20 protein-coding genes are annotated in these 15,476 nt (G+C 37.6%); 16 read left to right on the top strand and 4 right to left on the bottom strand.

Annotated features, from left to right (window positions below):
• The first annotated feature begins 38 nt into the window (after positions 1 to 38).
• The 14 genes from NGC85_RS08890 to NGC85_RS08825 all read left to right on the top strand — a co-directional run bounded on the left by NGC85_RS08890 (position 39) and on the right by NGC85_RS08825 (position 10,331).
• Complete coding sequence (locus tag NGC85_RS08890; RefSeq protein WP_171065762.1) at positions 39 to 650, top strand: TetR/AcrR family transcriptional regulator; 612 nt, start codon at positions 39 to 41, stop codon at positions 648 to 650.
• Between the two features lie 7 nt (positions 651 to 657).
• Positions 658 to 1,206, top strand: coding sequence for a type II secretion system protein (locus NGC85_RS08885; RefSeq protein ID WP_254730352.1), 549 nt, complete (start codon positions 658 to 660; stop codon positions 1,204 to 1,206).
• A gap of 139 nt (positions 1,207 to 1,345) precedes the next feature.
• On the top strand, positions 1,346 to 1,810 hold the full coding sequence (gene gspI / locus NGC85_RS08880) for a type II secretion system minor pseudopilin GspI (RefSeq protein WP_302885505.1): 465 nt from the start codon (positions 1,346 to 1,348) through the stop codon (positions 1,808 to 1,810).
• The gene (gspJ, locus tag NGC85_RS08875; protein WP_254730350.1) at positions 1,807 to 2,436 is read left to right on the top strand and encodes a type II secretion system minor pseudopilin GspJ; all 630 of its coding nucleotides are present in this window, start codon (positions 1,807 to 1,809) and stop codon (positions 2,434 to 2,436) included. The genes gspI and gspJ overlap by 4 nt, the downstream gene beginning before the upstream one ends.
• Complete coding sequence (gene gspK / locus NGC85_RS08870; protein ID WP_254730348.1) at positions 2,433 to 3,395, top strand: type II secretion system minor pseudopilin GspK; 963 nt, start codon at positions 2,433 to 2,435, stop codon at positions 3,393 to 3,395. The genes gspJ and gspK overlap by 4 nt, the downstream gene beginning before the upstream one ends.
• 104 nt (positions 3,396 to 3,499) lie before the next feature.
• On the top strand, positions 3,500 to 4,096 hold the full coding sequence (locus NGC85_RS08865; RefSeq protein WP_005053818.1) for a 6-carboxytetrahydropterin synthase: 597 nt from the start codon (positions 3,500 to 3,502) through the stop codon (positions 4,094 to 4,096).
• A gap of 42 nt (positions 4,097 to 4,138) precedes the next feature.
• A complete protein-coding gene (ung, locus tag NGC85_RS08860) occupies positions 4,139 to 4,852 on the top strand; it encodes a uracil-DNA glycosylase (RefSeq protein ID WP_254730346.1) in 714 nt (237 codons plus the stop codon).
• A complete protein-coding gene (locus NGC85_RS08855) occupies positions 4,849 to 5,973 on the top strand; it encodes an enoyl-CoA hydratase/isomerase family protein (protein WP_254805573.1) in 1,125 nt (374 codons plus the stop codon). Before ung ends, NGC85_RS08855 begins: the two co-directional genes overlap by 4 nt.
• 6 nt (positions 5,974 to 5,979) lie before the next feature.
• Entirely contained in the window at positions 5,980 to 6,489 is a 510-nt protein-coding gene (gene tadA / locus NGC85_RS08850; protein WP_254730344.1) for a tRNA adenosine(34) deaminase TadA, read from the top strand.
• A 66-nt stretch (positions 6,490 to 6,555) separates the two neighbouring features.
• Positions 6,556 to 6,996 (top strand): SRPBCC family protein, encoded by a 441-nt coding sequence (locus NGC85_RS08845; protein WP_254730342.1) that lies wholly within the window; start codon positions 6,556 to 6,558, stop codon positions 6,994 to 6,996.
• 9 nt (positions 6,997 to 7,005) lie between these two features.
• On the top strand, positions 7,006 to 7,686 hold the full coding sequence (gene cmk / locus NGC85_RS08840) for a (d)CMP kinase (RefSeq protein ID WP_254730339.1): 681 nt from the start codon (positions 7,006 to 7,008) through the stop codon (positions 7,684 to 7,686).
• A 114-nt stretch (positions 7,687 to 7,800) separates the two neighbouring features.
• Positions 7,801 to 9,483, top strand: coding sequence for a 30S ribosomal protein S1 (gene rpsA, locus NGC85_RS08835; RefSeq protein WP_005053831.1), 1,683 nt, complete (start codon positions 7,801 to 7,803; stop codon positions 9,481 to 9,483).
• A gap of 158 nt (positions 9,484 to 9,641) precedes the next feature.
• The gene (locus NGC85_RS08830) at positions 9,642 to 9,944 is read left to right on the top strand and encodes an integration host factor subunit beta (protein ID WP_005058834.1); all 303 of its coding nucleotides are present in this window, start codon (positions 9,642 to 9,644) and stop codon (positions 9,942 to 9,944) included.
• Between the two features lie 21 nt (positions 9,945 to 9,965).
• On the top strand, positions 9,966 to 10,331 hold the full coding sequence (locus NGC85_RS08825; protein ID WP_005053836.1) for a lipopolysaccharide assembly protein LapA domain-containing protein: 366 nt from the start codon (positions 9,966 to 9,968) through the stop codon (positions 10,329 to 10,331).
• Positions 10,332 to 10,417: 86 nt separating this feature from the next.
• Here the strand turns inward: NGC85_RS08825 and NGC85_RS08820 are convergent, their stop codons facing one another.
• Together NGC85_RS08820 and NGC85_RS08815 are read right to left on the bottom strand one after the other, a co-directional pair.
• Entirely contained in the window at positions 10,418 to 10,744 is a 327-nt protein-coding gene (locus tag NGC85_RS08820) for an AzlD domain-containing protein (RefSeq protein WP_254730337.1), read from the bottom strand.
• Complete coding sequence (locus tag NGC85_RS08815) at positions 10,741 to 11,397, bottom strand: AzlC family ABC transporter permease (RefSeq protein WP_254730335.1); 657 nt, start codon at positions 11,395 to 11,397, stop codon at positions 10,741 to 10,743. Before NGC85_RS08815 ends, NGC85_RS08820 begins: the two co-directional genes overlap by 4 nt.
• A gap of 89 nt (positions 11,398 to 11,486) precedes the next feature.
• Here NGC85_RS08815 and NGC85_RS08810 point away from each other — a divergent pair, with 89 nt between their 5' ends.
• Both NGC85_RS08810 and pyrF read left to right on the top strand, forming a co-directional pair.
• A complete protein-coding gene (locus NGC85_RS08810) occupies positions 11,487 to 12,035 on the top strand; it encodes a helix-turn-helix domain-containing protein (RefSeq protein WP_254730333.1) in 549 nt (182 codons plus the stop codon).
• Positions 12,036 to 12,145: 110 nt separating this feature from the next.
• Positions 12,146 to 12,826, top strand: a complete 681-nt coding sequence (pyrF, locus tag NGC85_RS08805) for an orotidine-5'-phosphate decarboxylase (RefSeq protein ID WP_254730330.1) — start codon at positions 12,146 to 12,148, stop codon at positions 12,824 to 12,826.
• Positions 12,827 to 12,842: 16 nt separating this feature from the next.
• Here pyrF and NGC85_RS08800 read toward each other — a convergent pair whose 3' ends face one another.
• Complete coding sequence (locus tag NGC85_RS08800; protein WP_254730327.1) at positions 12,843 to 13,760, bottom strand: lysine exporter LysO family protein; 918 nt, start codon at positions 13,758 to 13,760, stop codon at positions 12,843 to 12,845.
• 47 nt (positions 13,761 to 13,807) lie between these two features.
• Positions 13,808 to 15,322, bottom strand: coding sequence for an NAD(P)/FAD-dependent oxidoreductase (locus NGC85_RS08795; RefSeq protein ID WP_254730324.1), 1,515 nt, complete (start codon positions 15,320 to 15,322; stop codon positions 13,808 to 13,810).
• Positions 15,323 to 15,476 lie beyond the last annotated feature (154 nt).

Genomic DNA, 15,476 nt, shown 5'->3' with positions numbered 1-15,476 from the left:
GGTTTAGTTGTACTAGGAAAGAGAGTTATCACGTGAAAATGGATCGTCAAGCTCAGTTTAGAGCGCGAGAAGTATTAATTTTTCAAATCGCTGAACAACTCCTATTAGAAAATGGCGAAGCAGGCATGACGCTCGATGCGCTTGCTGCTGAATTGGATCTTGCTAAAGGCACGTTATACAAGCATTTTCAAAGCAAAGATGAGTTGTATATGTTGCTGATTATACGCAATGAACGCATGTTGCTTGAGATGATTCAAGATACAGAAAAAGCTTTTCCTGAACATTTAGCTTTTTTCATGTTACATCATTTGCATCATCCTGAGCGTACAGCTTTATTTCATCAACTTGAAGAGCGGCTTTCGACGACTGGGCAAGGCATTCAAATGTTGTTTAGCGAATTATATAAAATTCGTCGACAACGTCTGCGAATCATTATCCGTATGACAGAAAGTTATTTGCTTGATATTAACAGTTCTATGACAACACGTGATTACTTGGCTTCTATTTGGTCACTAACTTATGGTGCTGCTGTTATATTAAATTCAAGTTTTTATCAAAGATATCTCGGTTCTCGAGATACTTTACGTGTCGCTTATATTGAGCAAGCCTTGGCAATGCCAAAACAGCTCGATTCTATTGCTTCAAGTTGATCATCCAATGAATTCACCACGTAGATTGCAACAAGGTTTTACCCTCATTGAGATCATGGTGGTGATTGTTATTATGACTGTCATGGCATCACTCATCGTGTTGAATATAGGTGGTGTTGATCAACGTAAAGCGATGCAGGCTAGGGAAATGTTTATCCTTGATCTACAAAAAATTAATAAAGAAGCGACAGATCAAGCAAAAGTTTTTGCATTGAATACTCAAAATGCTACTGACGTTGCGCCATTTAGTTATAATTTATTTGAATATCATGATCAGAGTCTAGAGCAGCTTCAACAAGATAATAAAACATGGCAGCCTTATACTGAGTTTAAAACACGTCAACTCCCTGACCATGTTTCTTTTAGCATTCAAAGTCTAGATTCTAAAAATTATGCTAGAGCTAGAAATGAGGATCTTTTAGGTGGGAGATCACCACAATTGATTTGGTTTGGTAATGGTGAAGTCAAACCAGCAAGAATCCAGTTTTATTATGAGCAGCAGCCAGTTGGTCATGAATTGGAGCTAGATCACTTGGGTAAAATAAATGAAAACTAGATACTCACCCTGTAGCTCTTCGTTTTGTGCTCAGGCAAAGTTCAATGCTCCGTATGCTGTTACTCCAAGTATAGTTTCACGTCTTACAACAGCAGGTAGGCCAGCTCACTTCGAACATAGCTCTTCATCTTGCGCTCAGATGAAACGTTGTCTCATTAATCCTGCAACTCGAAGCAAAGCTTCACGACTTGCAGCAGGGCAGAGCGGTACTCGGCGTAAACCTGCTTCAGGATTTACGTTGCTTGAAGTTATGGTGGCGTTAGCGATTTTCGCTGTAGCTGCGATTGCATTAACTAAAATCGCAATGCAATATACCCAAGCAACATCGAATGCGATCTTACGTACCAAAGCACAATTTGTGGCAATGAACGAAGTTGCAATGATGGAAATAAATCAAGAGTGGTTGGATGGAACTCAATCTAAGCAAGTTACCGCTCAAGGCGAAACATGGCAAATTGATAAAAAAGCCCAATCCACCATTAGTCCAAAGATACAACGGATAGAATTACAAATTAGTTTATTTAATCGCGAGCAGGGTAAGGTTGAAGCTGGAATTACGAACCTTACTTTCTTTAATTATCCAACTCAAGCTAAAACGCAATGAAATATAAGAAAGGATTTACTCTGGTTGAGTTGCTGGTTGCAATTGCTATATTTGCTGTACTTTCTATGCTCGGTTGGAAAGTTTTTGATTATTTATTGAAAGTTAAAGATAGAAATGCTGAGCACGAAAATCACTTATTTGAACTTCAAGATGCATATCAGCAAATTTTAAGAGATAGTCTGCAAATTATTCCTCTAACAGCTAATGAAGGTCGAGAATTACAAGCAGCACTTGTCTTAAATGATCGATCTTTTGCTTTTAGTAAAGCAGGCGTATCAGATCCACTCAAACAAGGTTTATCACCCTATGAGCGAATTGAATATCGTTTTGATGCAGAACAAAAGAAAGTATATCGATTAAAATACTCAAATCTTAATATTCCAAATCGCGTTCAACCCATATCAAGCACGTTGTTACAGAATGTTGATGATTTTCGAGTTACGGTGCTAAATCCTCAGGAATTAAGCCAATGGCCTGAAAACTTAAATGACCCCAATAATGTGAATGAATTAAAGAAATTACCTTTAGGTGTTAAAATTCAACTTACTGTTGCTGGTACAGATTATGAATGGATTTATAGCTTACTGAATTCAAATCAATTGCTAGATGGACAGGGTCAGTCATGAAAATAAAATCATCACAGGCTGGTGTTGCATTATTAACGATCTTGGTTATGGTTGCTTTAGCGACGATCTTGGCAGCAACCATTGCAAAGCGACAAACCAATACAGCTGAAAATACTGGTTATTTAATGCGCCAAAATCAATCTTTGCTTTATGCGAAAAGCGCAGAAGCATTTTTTTCTGAATTACTTAATCAAGACAGTGATAATGGTAATAGCGTAGATCATTTACAAGAAAACTGGGCAAAACCTATGCCTCCTTTCCCTGTTGAAGATGGTTCAGTCTCAGGACGATTAATAGATGAAAGTGGAAAATTTAATTTAAATAATCTGGTTAAAGTTGATGGTAATCAGGTTGATGACTCAGCACGACGTTGGTTTGAAAAACTATTGCAACGTATCGGTTTGCCTGCTGAGTTAAGCCAAGCTGTGATTGATTGGCAAGATTCAAATGATGAAACAATGGGCGCAATGGGTGCTGAAAGTAATTATTATCAAGGCTTAGATCCTGCTTATTTAACACCAAATACAAAGTTTCATAGTGTTGAGGAGTTAAAGTTGGTAAGGGGTTTTGAGGGTAAAAACTTTGATCTGATCAGACCTTATGTCACAGCATTACCTGAACAAACTAAAGTAAATATGAATACTGCTCCAGCATTATTGTTGGCCAGTATAGATCTTAAAGTTGATGTTAAGGCTGTAGAACAAGAGCTTAAGACTAAGCAAACAAATTTAACTTATTTTAATAATATCGATGATTTATGGAAATTAAATGCTTTTTCTGGCATCGAAGAACAGAGTAAAAACGATGCAGCAATGTTTTTAGACAGTAAATCCAATTTTTTTGTTGCACAAATTGAGGTTGTTTTAAGCGATCGAAAACGTCAGTTTACTAGCTTAATGATGAGAAAAGATAAACAAGTTACTGTTTATTCGAGAAGTCTTGCACCATTTAAAGAGTAGAGCATATTGGATTATTGAATTGTGATAAGGTTTAAAATCAATCCCAATGCTCGTTTTTTTGCTTTATAATAAAATTTGTTTACAGATAAAGATTCGCTTGGTGCATGTTAATTCGTAAATTATTTAAGTTTGAAAACGCTCATATTGTACGTAATTGTACATCGGATCGTTGTAAGCGTTCGATTCATGGGCATAGCTATAAAGTTGAATTATTATTAAAAGCGTCAAAGTTAGATCATGGACAAATGGTCTATGATTTTGGTCTTTTAAAAGGTGTAATCAAGGAATTATTCGATAGCTTTGATCATGCGATTTGCTTTTGGCAAAAAGACGATGCAGCTTACATAGATGCCTGTAAAACTTTTAGCGCACGTTGGATTTCTCTCCCTGTATCTCCTTCGGCAGAACAATTTTCTCGTATTTTTTTCTATTTAGCTCAACAAGTACTGAATTCGACCACCACTCAGAATGGTGAGGGTGATGTTGAAGTGTATTCTGTAATTGTTCATGAAACTGACACTGGCTACGCTCAGAGTTTTCAAGAAGATATTGTGAATGAGCAAATGGGATTGTTGACTCTAGATCAAATTGAATTTTCAGAACAAGTGCAACTTGAATGGAGTGACTCAAAAATGTATGAAAATCTGAAAAATGGTATCAAATTTCAAAACCCGAATGTAGAGCTTCAGGTAGATATTTAAGTAAAACTTAATTAGATCTACACAATAATGCAAGGAATGTTAATGCAATTTACTGAACAGCAGCAGGAAAAATTAAACAAAGTTCAGCTAGATGAGTCTTGGAAAATTTCATTATCAGACTTTTTGCTTAGTTCGAAAATGGATAATTTGCGAGAATTTTTACAGCAGGAAATTCTGGCTCAAAAAATAGTATATCCGCCAAGTAAGCAAATTTTCAATGCTTTAAATACAACACCATTGCAAAACGTAAAAGTTGTGATTTTAGGGCAAGATCCATACCATGGTCCGAATCAAGCAAATGGGTTAAGTTTTTCAGTTCAAAGAGGGGTTGCATTACCACCATCTTTGCGTAATATTTTTCATGAGCTACACAACGATTTAGCTGTACCCATCTCTCGGCATGGTGATTTGAGTAAATGGGCTGGGCAAGGTGTATTATTACTAAATAGTGTGTTGACTGTGGAAGCGGGTCAGCCAACTTCTCATCAAAAACAGGGGTGGGAAGAATTCACTGATACGGTTATTGATGTACTGAATGATCAACGAGAGCACATCGTATTTATTTTATGGGGTGCTTATGCGCAACGTAAAGGACAAAGAATTGACCGAAATAAACATCTTGTTTTGACTGCTGCTCATCCATCACCTTTAGCGGCAAACCGAGGTGGTTTTTTTGGCTGTAAAGTATTTTCTAAAACTAATCATTATTTGAAACAACATGGCATTGAGCCTATAGACTGGCAATTGGACGCATAATGACTTCTCCTGACTTAAATAGCTATCATCCAGATTTGATTGTTGAGCATGCAAAAAATGGTTGGCGTATTGTTCGCTTAAATCGACCAAAATCACTGCATGCACTTGATGAATCAATCGTTAGTGCATTATTGAAAGTATTTGAACATTTTCATGAAGATGATGCTGTTAAAGCGATTTGGTTTGACTCAACAACACCGAAAGCTTTTTGTGCGGGTGGAGATGTTCGTAAACTTCGTCAATTGGTTATTAATAATGAAGTTGAAACTGCAAATAAATTTTTTGAGCAAGAATATGCTCTAGATTTGTTACTTCATAATTATGCTAAACCGATTGTGGTTTGGGGTGAAGGCTATGTTATGGGCGGCGGGCTTGGGCTATTTATGGCTGCACCATTCCGTTTAGTAACACCATATTCTCGCTTGGCGATGCCTGAAATTAATATTGGTCTGTATCCTGATGTTGGTGGAAGTCGCTTCCTTGCAGATCGCGGGCAGATTGGTTTATTTACAGGTTTAACGGGTTCAATCATGACTGCAGCTGGTGCATTTAGTATCGGCTGGGCAACGCATATTTGTGAAGCACAAAGAGATAATGTTTTGCAAAAAGTACTAAGTGTTGACTGGAATCATTACCCAGCAGGTGCTTTCCGCGCAATTGATGACACATTAAATAGTTTGCATCGTCCTGTTGCATCTGGTCCACTGCAAAACTCAATCGATGTCATCCATAGTGTTTGTCGTGGTCAGAACTTTGAATATGATTATCAAGCGATTATTGGTTTGAGCGAAGCGAGTAGTGATTGGTTGCGTCAAGCCAGTGAGAACTTACAAAAAGGTTCGCCAAGTACTGCTGCAATTACATGGTTGCTATGGCAATGGGGTAAGCAAGGGCATGCTTGGGATGAGGTTTTTGCTTTAGAATCACAAATTTCTGACTGGAAGATTCGTCACCCTGACTTTGTTGAAGGCGTGCGCGCACGTTTAGTTGATAAAGATTTATCTCCAGAATGGAAAGCCGCTGAAAAAATTACATTAAAAGATATTTTGTCAGACTGCGCTCCAGTGACGACGATTGATAGTTGGAATGCGTTATTAAGACAGTACGGTGTTATCGTCTAATTAGCTATGAGTTTAACAAGCATAAATGATGAGCATTGGATGCAGCTTGCTTACGAGCAGGCTGCTATAGCTGCTTCCAAAGGCGAGATTCCAGTAGGTGCTGTAATTGTCAGTAATGGTGAGGTGATTGGAGTAGGATATAATGCTCCAATACAACTTTCTGATCCAACTGCACACGCAGAAATTCAAGCGTTGCGATCTGCCTGCCAGTCGTTAAATAACTACCGCCTGCCTGATGATGCAGTGCTTTATGTAACTTTAGAACCTTGTACAATGTGTGTGGGGGCGTTAATTCATGCACGTATACAAAAAGTGGTTTTTGCGACAACCGAACCCAAGGCTGGTTCACTTGTGAGTGCGCGTCAATTGCTAGAAAATGGTTATTACAATCATAAATTTCATTTTGAACAAGGCTGTATGCAGGAACAATGTTCCGCGCAATTAAGTGATTTTTTCAAAAAAAGAAGAAATGAAAAGAAGCAAATCCGTTCGTCAAAAACGTCCTTAAATGACTAAAAAGCTCGAAATAATTATGGCAAACTTGGCCTCCAATGATTTTGTGTCAAATAAAAAGGCAAAGTTATGCGTAATGCAATCACCGTAAAAAAAGAATTCCGCGCACCAGTCGCTGAGGTTTTTGAGTTGTTATCAAAACATGCAACTTATAATCAGGCATTTGCTCCTTTGCAAGTTGTACGTGTAAAGGATTCTGCTGACCCGCAGCGTCCTGATGGAATTGGTTCTGTGCGTCGTATGGGTTTTGGTCCAATCAAACCACTTCAAGAAGAAATCACATTTTTGGACCAAAACAAGCGTATTGAATATAAGCTAATTAATAATCCTTTAGTTAAACATCATTTGGGTCAGATTGATTTTAAAGAAATCACGCCTTTTATTACTCTTGTGACTTATAAGATTGAATTTACAGCAAAGGCGCCCTTTGTGAGTAAATTAGTTCTTGCACAACTCAAAGCAGCGATTACACTAGGTTTCTCAAAATTAGCAAAATCAGTTTCTTCATAAGAGATGGGAATGACAGTTCATATTATTACGATAGATGGTCCGAGCGGCTCTGGAAAAGGAACCTTGGCTGCAAAAATTGCAGCACATTATCATTTTAATTTATTAGACTCTGGGGCGTTATATCGTTTACTTGGACTGTCATTATTTCAGCAGGGCTTACTTGATCAAATTGATGCAAATTTAGATCAGTGTGTAGATTACGCGACCCATTTAGATATTGAATTTAAGACTTCTGAAAGTGCGACATTGATATTTCTTGAAGATGTAGATGTCACCAATACCATTCGAACAGAACAAGTGGGTGAATATGCGTCTAAAGTTGCAACTGTCCCTGAATTAAGAAAAGCATTGTTTGAGCGTCAGCGCGCATTTATTCAACCACCTGGATTGGTTGCAGATGGTCGTGACATGGCGACATCAATTTTTCCGGAAGCCCAAGCCAAAATTTATCTTACTGCTTCTGCTGAGTCTCGTGCTGAGCGTCGTGTAAAACAGTTGCAGGGTATGGGTCTTGATGCTAAAATAAGCGACATTTTATCTAACATAGAAGCTAGAGATAAGAGAGATATGGAGCGTAAAGTTGCTCCACTCAAGCCTGCTGAAGATGCATATATCATTGATAGTTCTACAATAGGCATCAATGAAGTGTTTCAGTTAATGGTTGACTATATCAATAGCCGTATAAAATAGATACACAATTTTTTATCAGTTGAAGCATTGCTTGATCAGATTTTTTGGACAATGTAACAACTTAACTAAACCGGCCTTGTCTGATCCAAGACCGCGGACTTTATCAGGTATATCATGACCGAATCTTTTGCAGCCCTCTTTGAAGAAAGTGAATTAAACCTCAACGTTGAAAAGGGTGCAGTCATCCAAGGTACTGTTGTTAGTATCGATTCTGACTGGGTTACTGTTGACACTGGCCTTAAATCTGAAGGCGTAGTTGACCGTGCTGAATTTTTAAATGAACAACGTGAACTTGAAGTTCAAGTTGGCGATACTGTTGACGTAGTTGTTGAAGCGCTTGACAACGGTATGGGTCAAACAGTTTTATCACGTGAAAAAGCGAAGCGTGCTGAAACTTGGACTAAACTTGAGAAAATCTTTGAAGACGGCGAAATCGTTACTGGTGTTATCTCTGGTAAGGTTAAAGGCGGTTTCACTGTAGACATCGGTCCTGTACGTGCATTCTTACCAGGTTCTTTAGTTGACACTCGTCCTATCCGTGATACAACTCACCTTGAAGGTAAAGAGTTAGAGTTCAAAGTAATCAAACTTGATGCTAAACGTAACAACGTTGTTGTATCTCGTCGTGCAGTTATGGAAGCTGAATCTTCAGCTGACCGTGAAGCGTTACTTGCTCAACTTGAAGAAGGTCAAACAGTTACAGGTACTATCAAAAACCTTACTGATTACGGCGCGTTCGTTGATCTTGGCGGTATTGATGGTCTTCTACATATCACAGATATGGCTTGGAAGCGTATCAAGCATCCTTCAGAAGTTGTTGAAGTTGGTCAAGAAGTTACAGTTAAAGTACTTAAGTTTGACCGCGAGCGTAACCGCGTATCTTTAGGTCTTAAGCAATTAGGCGAAGATCCATGGTTAGCGATCATGAACCGTTACCCTAAAGGTTCAATCGTTAAAGCACGTGTAACTAACTTAACTGATTACGGTTGCTTTGCTGAAATCGCTGAAGGCGTTGAAGGCTTAGTACACGTTTCAGAAATGGACCACACGAACAAAAACATCCACCCATCTAAAGTTGTACAGATTGGTGATGAAGTTGATGTTATGGTTCTTGAAGTTGATGAAGAACGTCGTCGTATTTCATTGGGTATCAAACAAACTCGTGCTAACCCATGGGAAGAGTTTGCTAAAGCAAATGAAAAAGGCGAAAAAGTTTCTGGTACGATCAAATCAATCACTGATTTCGGTATCTTCATCGGTTTGTCTGGTGGAATCGATGGTCTAGTACACTTGTCTGATATTTCTTGGAACGAACAAGGCGAAGAAGCTATTCGTCGTTACAAGAAAGGCGATACAGTTGAAGCAGTTATCTTATCTGTAGATGCTGAAGGTAACCGTATCAGCCTTGGTATCAAGCAATTAAACAGCGATCCATTCAATGACTTCTTGGCTGCGAATGAGCGTGGTGCTTTAGTTAAAGGTACTGTAACTGCTGTTGATGCTAAAGGTGCTACAGTTAAATTAGCTGATGACATCGAAGCTACTCTTAAAGCTTCTGAAATCAACCGTGATCGCGTTGAAGATGCAACTAAGTTCTTAGAAGTTGGTCAAGAAGTTGAAGCGAAGATCATCAATGTTGATCGTAAATCTCGCTCTATCAACTTGTCTATCAAAGCGAAAGACGAAGCTGAAGAGAAAGAAGCTGTGAACACTGTTCGTCAAGCTGCTGCAACTCAACCAGCAGACAGCAATGGTCCTAAGACTATTGGTGACTTAATTAAAGCTCAAATGAAGTAATTTGTTAAAAGGTACGTTTCTTGTAACAGATACGTGCTTTTTTATACAAAAATACTGTAAACGGTAGCGTAGTATTGATGTACTACGCTACCGTTTTGTATTTAAACAGGTTATTATTAAAAACATTGAAAAGTAGCAATAATTAAATGAGGTCATCAATGACTACTGAAGCACTTAATAAATCTGATTTAATTGAACGGATTGCACTTAAAAACCCACACTTAGCTGAGCCTTTAGTTGAGGATGCAGTTAAGATTATGATTGATCAAATGATCGAAGCACTTTCAAGTGGTGATCGTATTGAAATTCGTGGTTTTGGCAGTTTCGCTTTGCATCACCGTGAACCTCGTTTAGGTCGTAACCCTAAAACAGGAAAATCTGTTGATGTCGCAGCGAAAGCGGTACCACATTTTAAACCTGGTAAAGCACTTCGTGATGCGGTAAACGAAACTGCTCAGTAAATTGAAATAGTCGAGGTATTCATGCGTTATATACTAATTGCATTGCTCGTTGCCATTTTTGGTTATTCACTTGCTTTGGTTCTTCAAAATCCAACAGAACTTCCAGTAGATTTATTATTTACTCAAGTTCCTGCTATGCGTTTAGGTCTGTTGCTTTTATTGACCTTGGTTCTTGGTATTTTGGTAGGTTTGTTGCTTGGCGTACAAGTTTTCCGTGTTTTCCAAAATAGTTGGGAAATTAAACGACTTCGTAAAGATATTGATCACCTTCGAAAAGAGCAAATTCAACTTGCACAACAAGCTGCCGCAGAAGCTGCTGCCAGTGTAAGACACGAAAAAACAGTGTTGGATATTCAACCTGAGAGTCATACACGGACTCCACTGTAATCTATAATATTTGGAGTGTTATTGAGTTCTTTAAGATCAATAGCACGATAGAATAGTCCTTTTATTTAAAGGGCTATTTTTTTGTCTTAAGGAATGCCTAGGTATCGCAAGCTAGCAGTAATGAGCATCGCTACAAGAATAACGACGATAAGTGAGTATTTTTTCCAAGCAAAAATAATAGCAACTGAAACGCCGATAATTTTACTTATACCACTAAAATGAGTTTCAGAAAAAAGTGTGTTGAACATGGCTAATGTGAACAAAAGGACACAAGCAGAATCAGCCAGTAGTTGTTTGCGATGCTCTTTGAATGTCATACGATTGGCTAAATAGAACCCTGAATAACGAATTAGATAAGTGCCAAAAGCAAGTAAGACAATTCCAACAAAGATGTAACTCTCACTATATTTCATTTTGATTTACCTTTAAATAAGAGACCAAACATTGAAATAAGAACGGGTAAGCCTGTTGGTAATAATGGAATAGATGCTATAGATAGTGTCGTGCCGATAAATACACGTTTCCGTGTGGTTTTATTTTTAAGCATAGGCAATATCAAAGCGAAAAGAATAGCTGGAAAGGCTGCATCAATACCAAAAAAATGAATGTCTGGAATGTTTTTACTTAAAATGTAACCAGCCAACACACCGATAGGCCATAGAATGCAAATACCAAGTCCGCACATCCAATAAACAGATTTCTTTGCTTGATCATTTTGTTGGCTTAAACCGAACATGACGCTTTCATCATTCATAATGTGGTATGCGATAAATCGATAAGCATTTTTTTCGATAAAGCTAGCGACTGATAAACCAAATGGAAGATGGCGTAAGTTGATCAATATGCCTGTTAATGCTGCAAAAATAGGATTAGCACCTGTTGCTATCATGCCAATAAACGTAAATTCAGCGGCTCCAGCCAATACAGATAAAGAAAGCAGGATTGGAATCCACAATGGCATATCAACGCTTGCTGCAACTGAGCCCAGTGAAATTCCTACAATTCCAGTTGCTAAAGAGATGAGTACAATGGCTTTAATGAGATGATATTGCTCTTTATCTTGCATCTTTATTTTATATATCAAACGAACGTACGATATAATAGATTAAATTTATACTGTTCGTCAAAGCGAACGTTCGTTCTTTATGGTGTGATATGGCGTTACCAATAGAAATTGTTGCTAAGAGCTTACAAAGAGAGAGACAGAAAGCAGGGTTATCCTTGGCTGAAGTTGCACGCAGAGCAGGTATTGCGAAATCCACACTTTCACAATTAGAAGCGGGGCAAGGTAATCCGAGTCTTGAAACTTTATGGGCCTTATGCGTGGCTTTAGATATTCCTTTTGCGAAATTGATGGAATCAAATATTACGCAAACTCAAGTGATTCGTTTTGGTGAAGGGCCTTCGGTATCATCCGAGATAGCACATTATCAAGCGATTCTATTAGCGAATTGTCCAACAGGCGCTAGACGTGATGTATATATCTTGGTGACTCAACCTGGTGAGCCTCGTAATAGTCAACCGCATCCAATCGGCAGCCTTGAACATATTATTATTATGAAAGGCAAGGCAAAGGTAGGTTTGATTTTGGAACCAATTTTAATGAATGAGGGTGATTATATTTGTTATCCCGCCGATCAAGCACATATCTTTGAAGCTTTGGAATCAGATACGCGAGCGATTTTAATCTCAGAGCAAAGATAGGAGTGTTTTTCGACTGGAAAAGCTTTTTTTCAATATGATGTCTTTCTTACTTTGTTCATCTACTGAATCACTTTATAATTACTCGATTTTTATGTGATGGAACTAGATTCGTGAGTATTATTGTTGCCTTAGATGCAAAAAGCCAATATGACGCCCTAACAATTGTTGATCAACTAGATCCGTCACTTTGCCGTGTCAAGGTGGGTAAAGAGCTTTTTACTCATGAAGGTCCATCTATTGTTAAGAATTTACAAGATAAGGGTTTTGAAGTTTTCCTAGATTTAAAATTTCATGATATTCCCAATACGACTGCTCAAGCAGTGTGTGCAGCAGCGGATCTTGGTGTTTGGATGGTCAACGTTCATGCGTCAGGTGGTCGTAAAATGATGGAAACTTGTGTAGAGCGTCTTAAAGCTGGAAATTATCAAACTCAGTTGATTGCAGTAACCGTGCTGACTTCAATGGGGCGTGAAGACTTACGTGATCTTGGTTTAGATATTGAACCTGTTGAGCATGTAAAGCGTTTGGCAAAACTCACTCAAGAAAGTGGTTTGGATGGTGTGGTGTGTTCTGCACAAGAAGCGAAAATCTTACGTGATTTGTTAGGAAAAGATTTTGGATTGATCACCCCAGGTATTCGTCCAGAAGGTTCTAATGCGGATGACCAAAAACGTATTGTGACACCAAAACAAGCAATGCTTGATGGTTCTACTCATTTAGTGATTGGTCGTCCAATTACTAAGGCTGCAAATCCAACAGAAATGTTGAAATCGATTTTAGCTTCCATCTAATAAATTTTATATCAGTCTAAAATTTCATATTCAAAAACAAACTGATGAGTAATGGTGCAAGTAAAGACAATATTAATCCGCTCATCATGGCATGTGGCACATAATGTGTGCCACATGACTGTTTTACCATCGCCAGTGTAACATCCATTGAAGTTGCGCCCGCACTGGAAATAGCAGAACGCGGAAAGCGCCAACCAAGGCAATACATTAATAAAATTGCAAAAATTTCTCTAAATAAATCTGTTAGCAGTGCTATACCGCCAAGTTGAGCTGAATGTAATTCAGTGAATAAAATCCCTGACATTGAATACCATCCATATCCCTGAGCCAGTGCAAAAATTTCATTTAAATTATACTGATTCGACAAGATCAAATAGTTCAGGATTGATGCTAAACAAGACCCAACAAATGCAGCTACTGGCACCATCAAAACTTTCCAGCTTAACCAGCTACGATCAAATTGGGTAAAAGCCAATTCAACTCCAATTAAAAAGATAAAAAACAGTAACAAGTACCAGCTATTAAAGGTCATTTGAAGTTCTGAGGTATTAACAAGGATACCTAAAAAAATTCCGACCGCTAAAGCTAAAAATGCTTTGCCAATATTTTTTAACGCATTTAAAAAGAGATGCAAGGAAATTTTGCCCTGTACACTTTGACGATCAATCAGTTTATATGTAATTAAGCAGATAAAAAAAGAACCAATAGAGGTAGTAAAAGCAATTAATAATGCAGGGGGTAAAATTGCGATTGGATTTTTTATATGATTTAGAGCTTGAGTCAGTTCAAATGCCACACTCACTAATAAAATATATGAAAAAAAAGGTAAAATTTTAAATATAAATTGTTTGATGCCTTTTGATAGGTGTGGAGCTAAGAAGTAACCTAAACTAATAGCGATGAAAATTTGAAAAATAAGAATAAATGATTGCATAAAAAAAGCAGGTTACGAATAACCTGCTTATTATGAAGAATTATTGATTACGCTGCATTGTTTTTTGTATTTACTGTGGAACTCATAAAATTATAATCAGCAACATTTACTTTGCGTGTTTCTAACCAATATTTCCAAGTATAGGTAGGCCACAAAGAGAAGTTTTTACCATCGGCTGCTTGATACCAACTACTGCAACCACCGGCCTGCCACACTGTGCCTTTAAGTTTTTCCTGAACACGCTCATTGAACTGATCTTGAACCTCATGCTTGATTTCAACAGCTTGAGTACCAGTTTTATCCACGGTTTGAATCAATTGCAAAATATAATTCACTTGAGATTCAATCATAAAGATCACTGAGTTGTGACCTAAAATTGTATTTGGACCTAACAATTGGAATAAGTTAGGGAAATTTTTAGTGCTTACACCATAATAGCTTTCTGCACCATCTTTCCAAGCTTGTTTCAATTCAATCCCATTACGACCAACGCAATTGAAGTGTTTTAAATAGATGCGTGGATCAGTAATGAAGCCTGTACCGTAAATTAAACAGTCAATTTGACGTTCTTTACCATCTTTAGTAATGATGCCATTTTCTGTGATTTCTTGAACGCCATTGGTAATAAGTTCAACATTTTTACGATTGAAAGTTGGGAAGTACTTATTCGAAATCAAAATACGCTTACAGCCCATCACAAAATCAGGTGTAAGTTTTTTTGCAATTTCTTTATCTTTTACTTGGAAACGAATAAATGCTTCAGCAAGTTTTTGTCCATATTTCATAATCTGTGGTTGTACAATCGGTACAACGCGTGATTCATTCGTCCAGTACAAACGGGTACGATGAATTTGACGATAAATATTTGAAGACTTAAACAAAGACTTACTTAATTGAGAGTATTTGCGTTCGTCGCGTGGAATAACCCAAGCTGCTGTACGTTGGAATACATAGAGTTGTTTAACTTCAGGGGCAATTTCTGGAATATATTGAATTGCACTTCCGCCGGTACCGATAGAAGCAACTGATTTTCCATCTAAGCTGTAATTATGATCCCATTGCGAAGAATGGAAAACTTTACCTTTGAACTTTTCAATTCCTTTTAAATGCGGAATTTGCGGAACGTGTAGAGGGCCTGAAGCAAAGATAACAAATTGAGCCTCAAGTGTGGATTGGTCTTTGAAATCTAAAGTCCAAACATTACGATTTTCATCAAATTGAGCGTTTGTTACTTCGTGATTGAATTTACAATAATCTTTTAATTTATATTGTTCAGTAATATCTTGAATATAATCAAAGATTTCATCTGCTTCTGCATAACGCTTCGACCAATCTGTCTTAGGAGCGAATGACAATGAATACATATGTGATTGAACGTCGCAAGCAGCACCAGGATATTGGTTTTCACGCCAAGTTCCACCAACATCGTTGGTTTTTTCTAAAATTACAAAATCATTAATTTGACTTTGTAATAGGCGAATAGCCATTGCTAAACCACCAAAACCTGCACCAATAATTGCAACTTTTGTTGTTTGAATAGCATTTTTGCTTACTTCACGCATAGTCGACGTCCTACACATCTAAATTTTGTGCAAGTTTAACGGTTTTGTGAAGATTAAATATGATTGTATAGACGCAAAACTTGATCATTTCGGCAATTCAATTGCAGAGGCTTTTATAGTAAAACATTAAGGTTTTGAGAATTATAATTGGAAT

This window comes from Acinetobacter sp. Z1 (assembly GCF_024296945.1).
GTDB classification, from domain to species: domain Bacteria; phylum Pseudomonadota; class Gammaproteobacteria; order Pseudomonadales; family Moraxellaceae; genus Acinetobacter; species Acinetobacter beijerinckii.
This window is presented reverse-complemented; position numbering and strand designations above follow the sequence as displayed.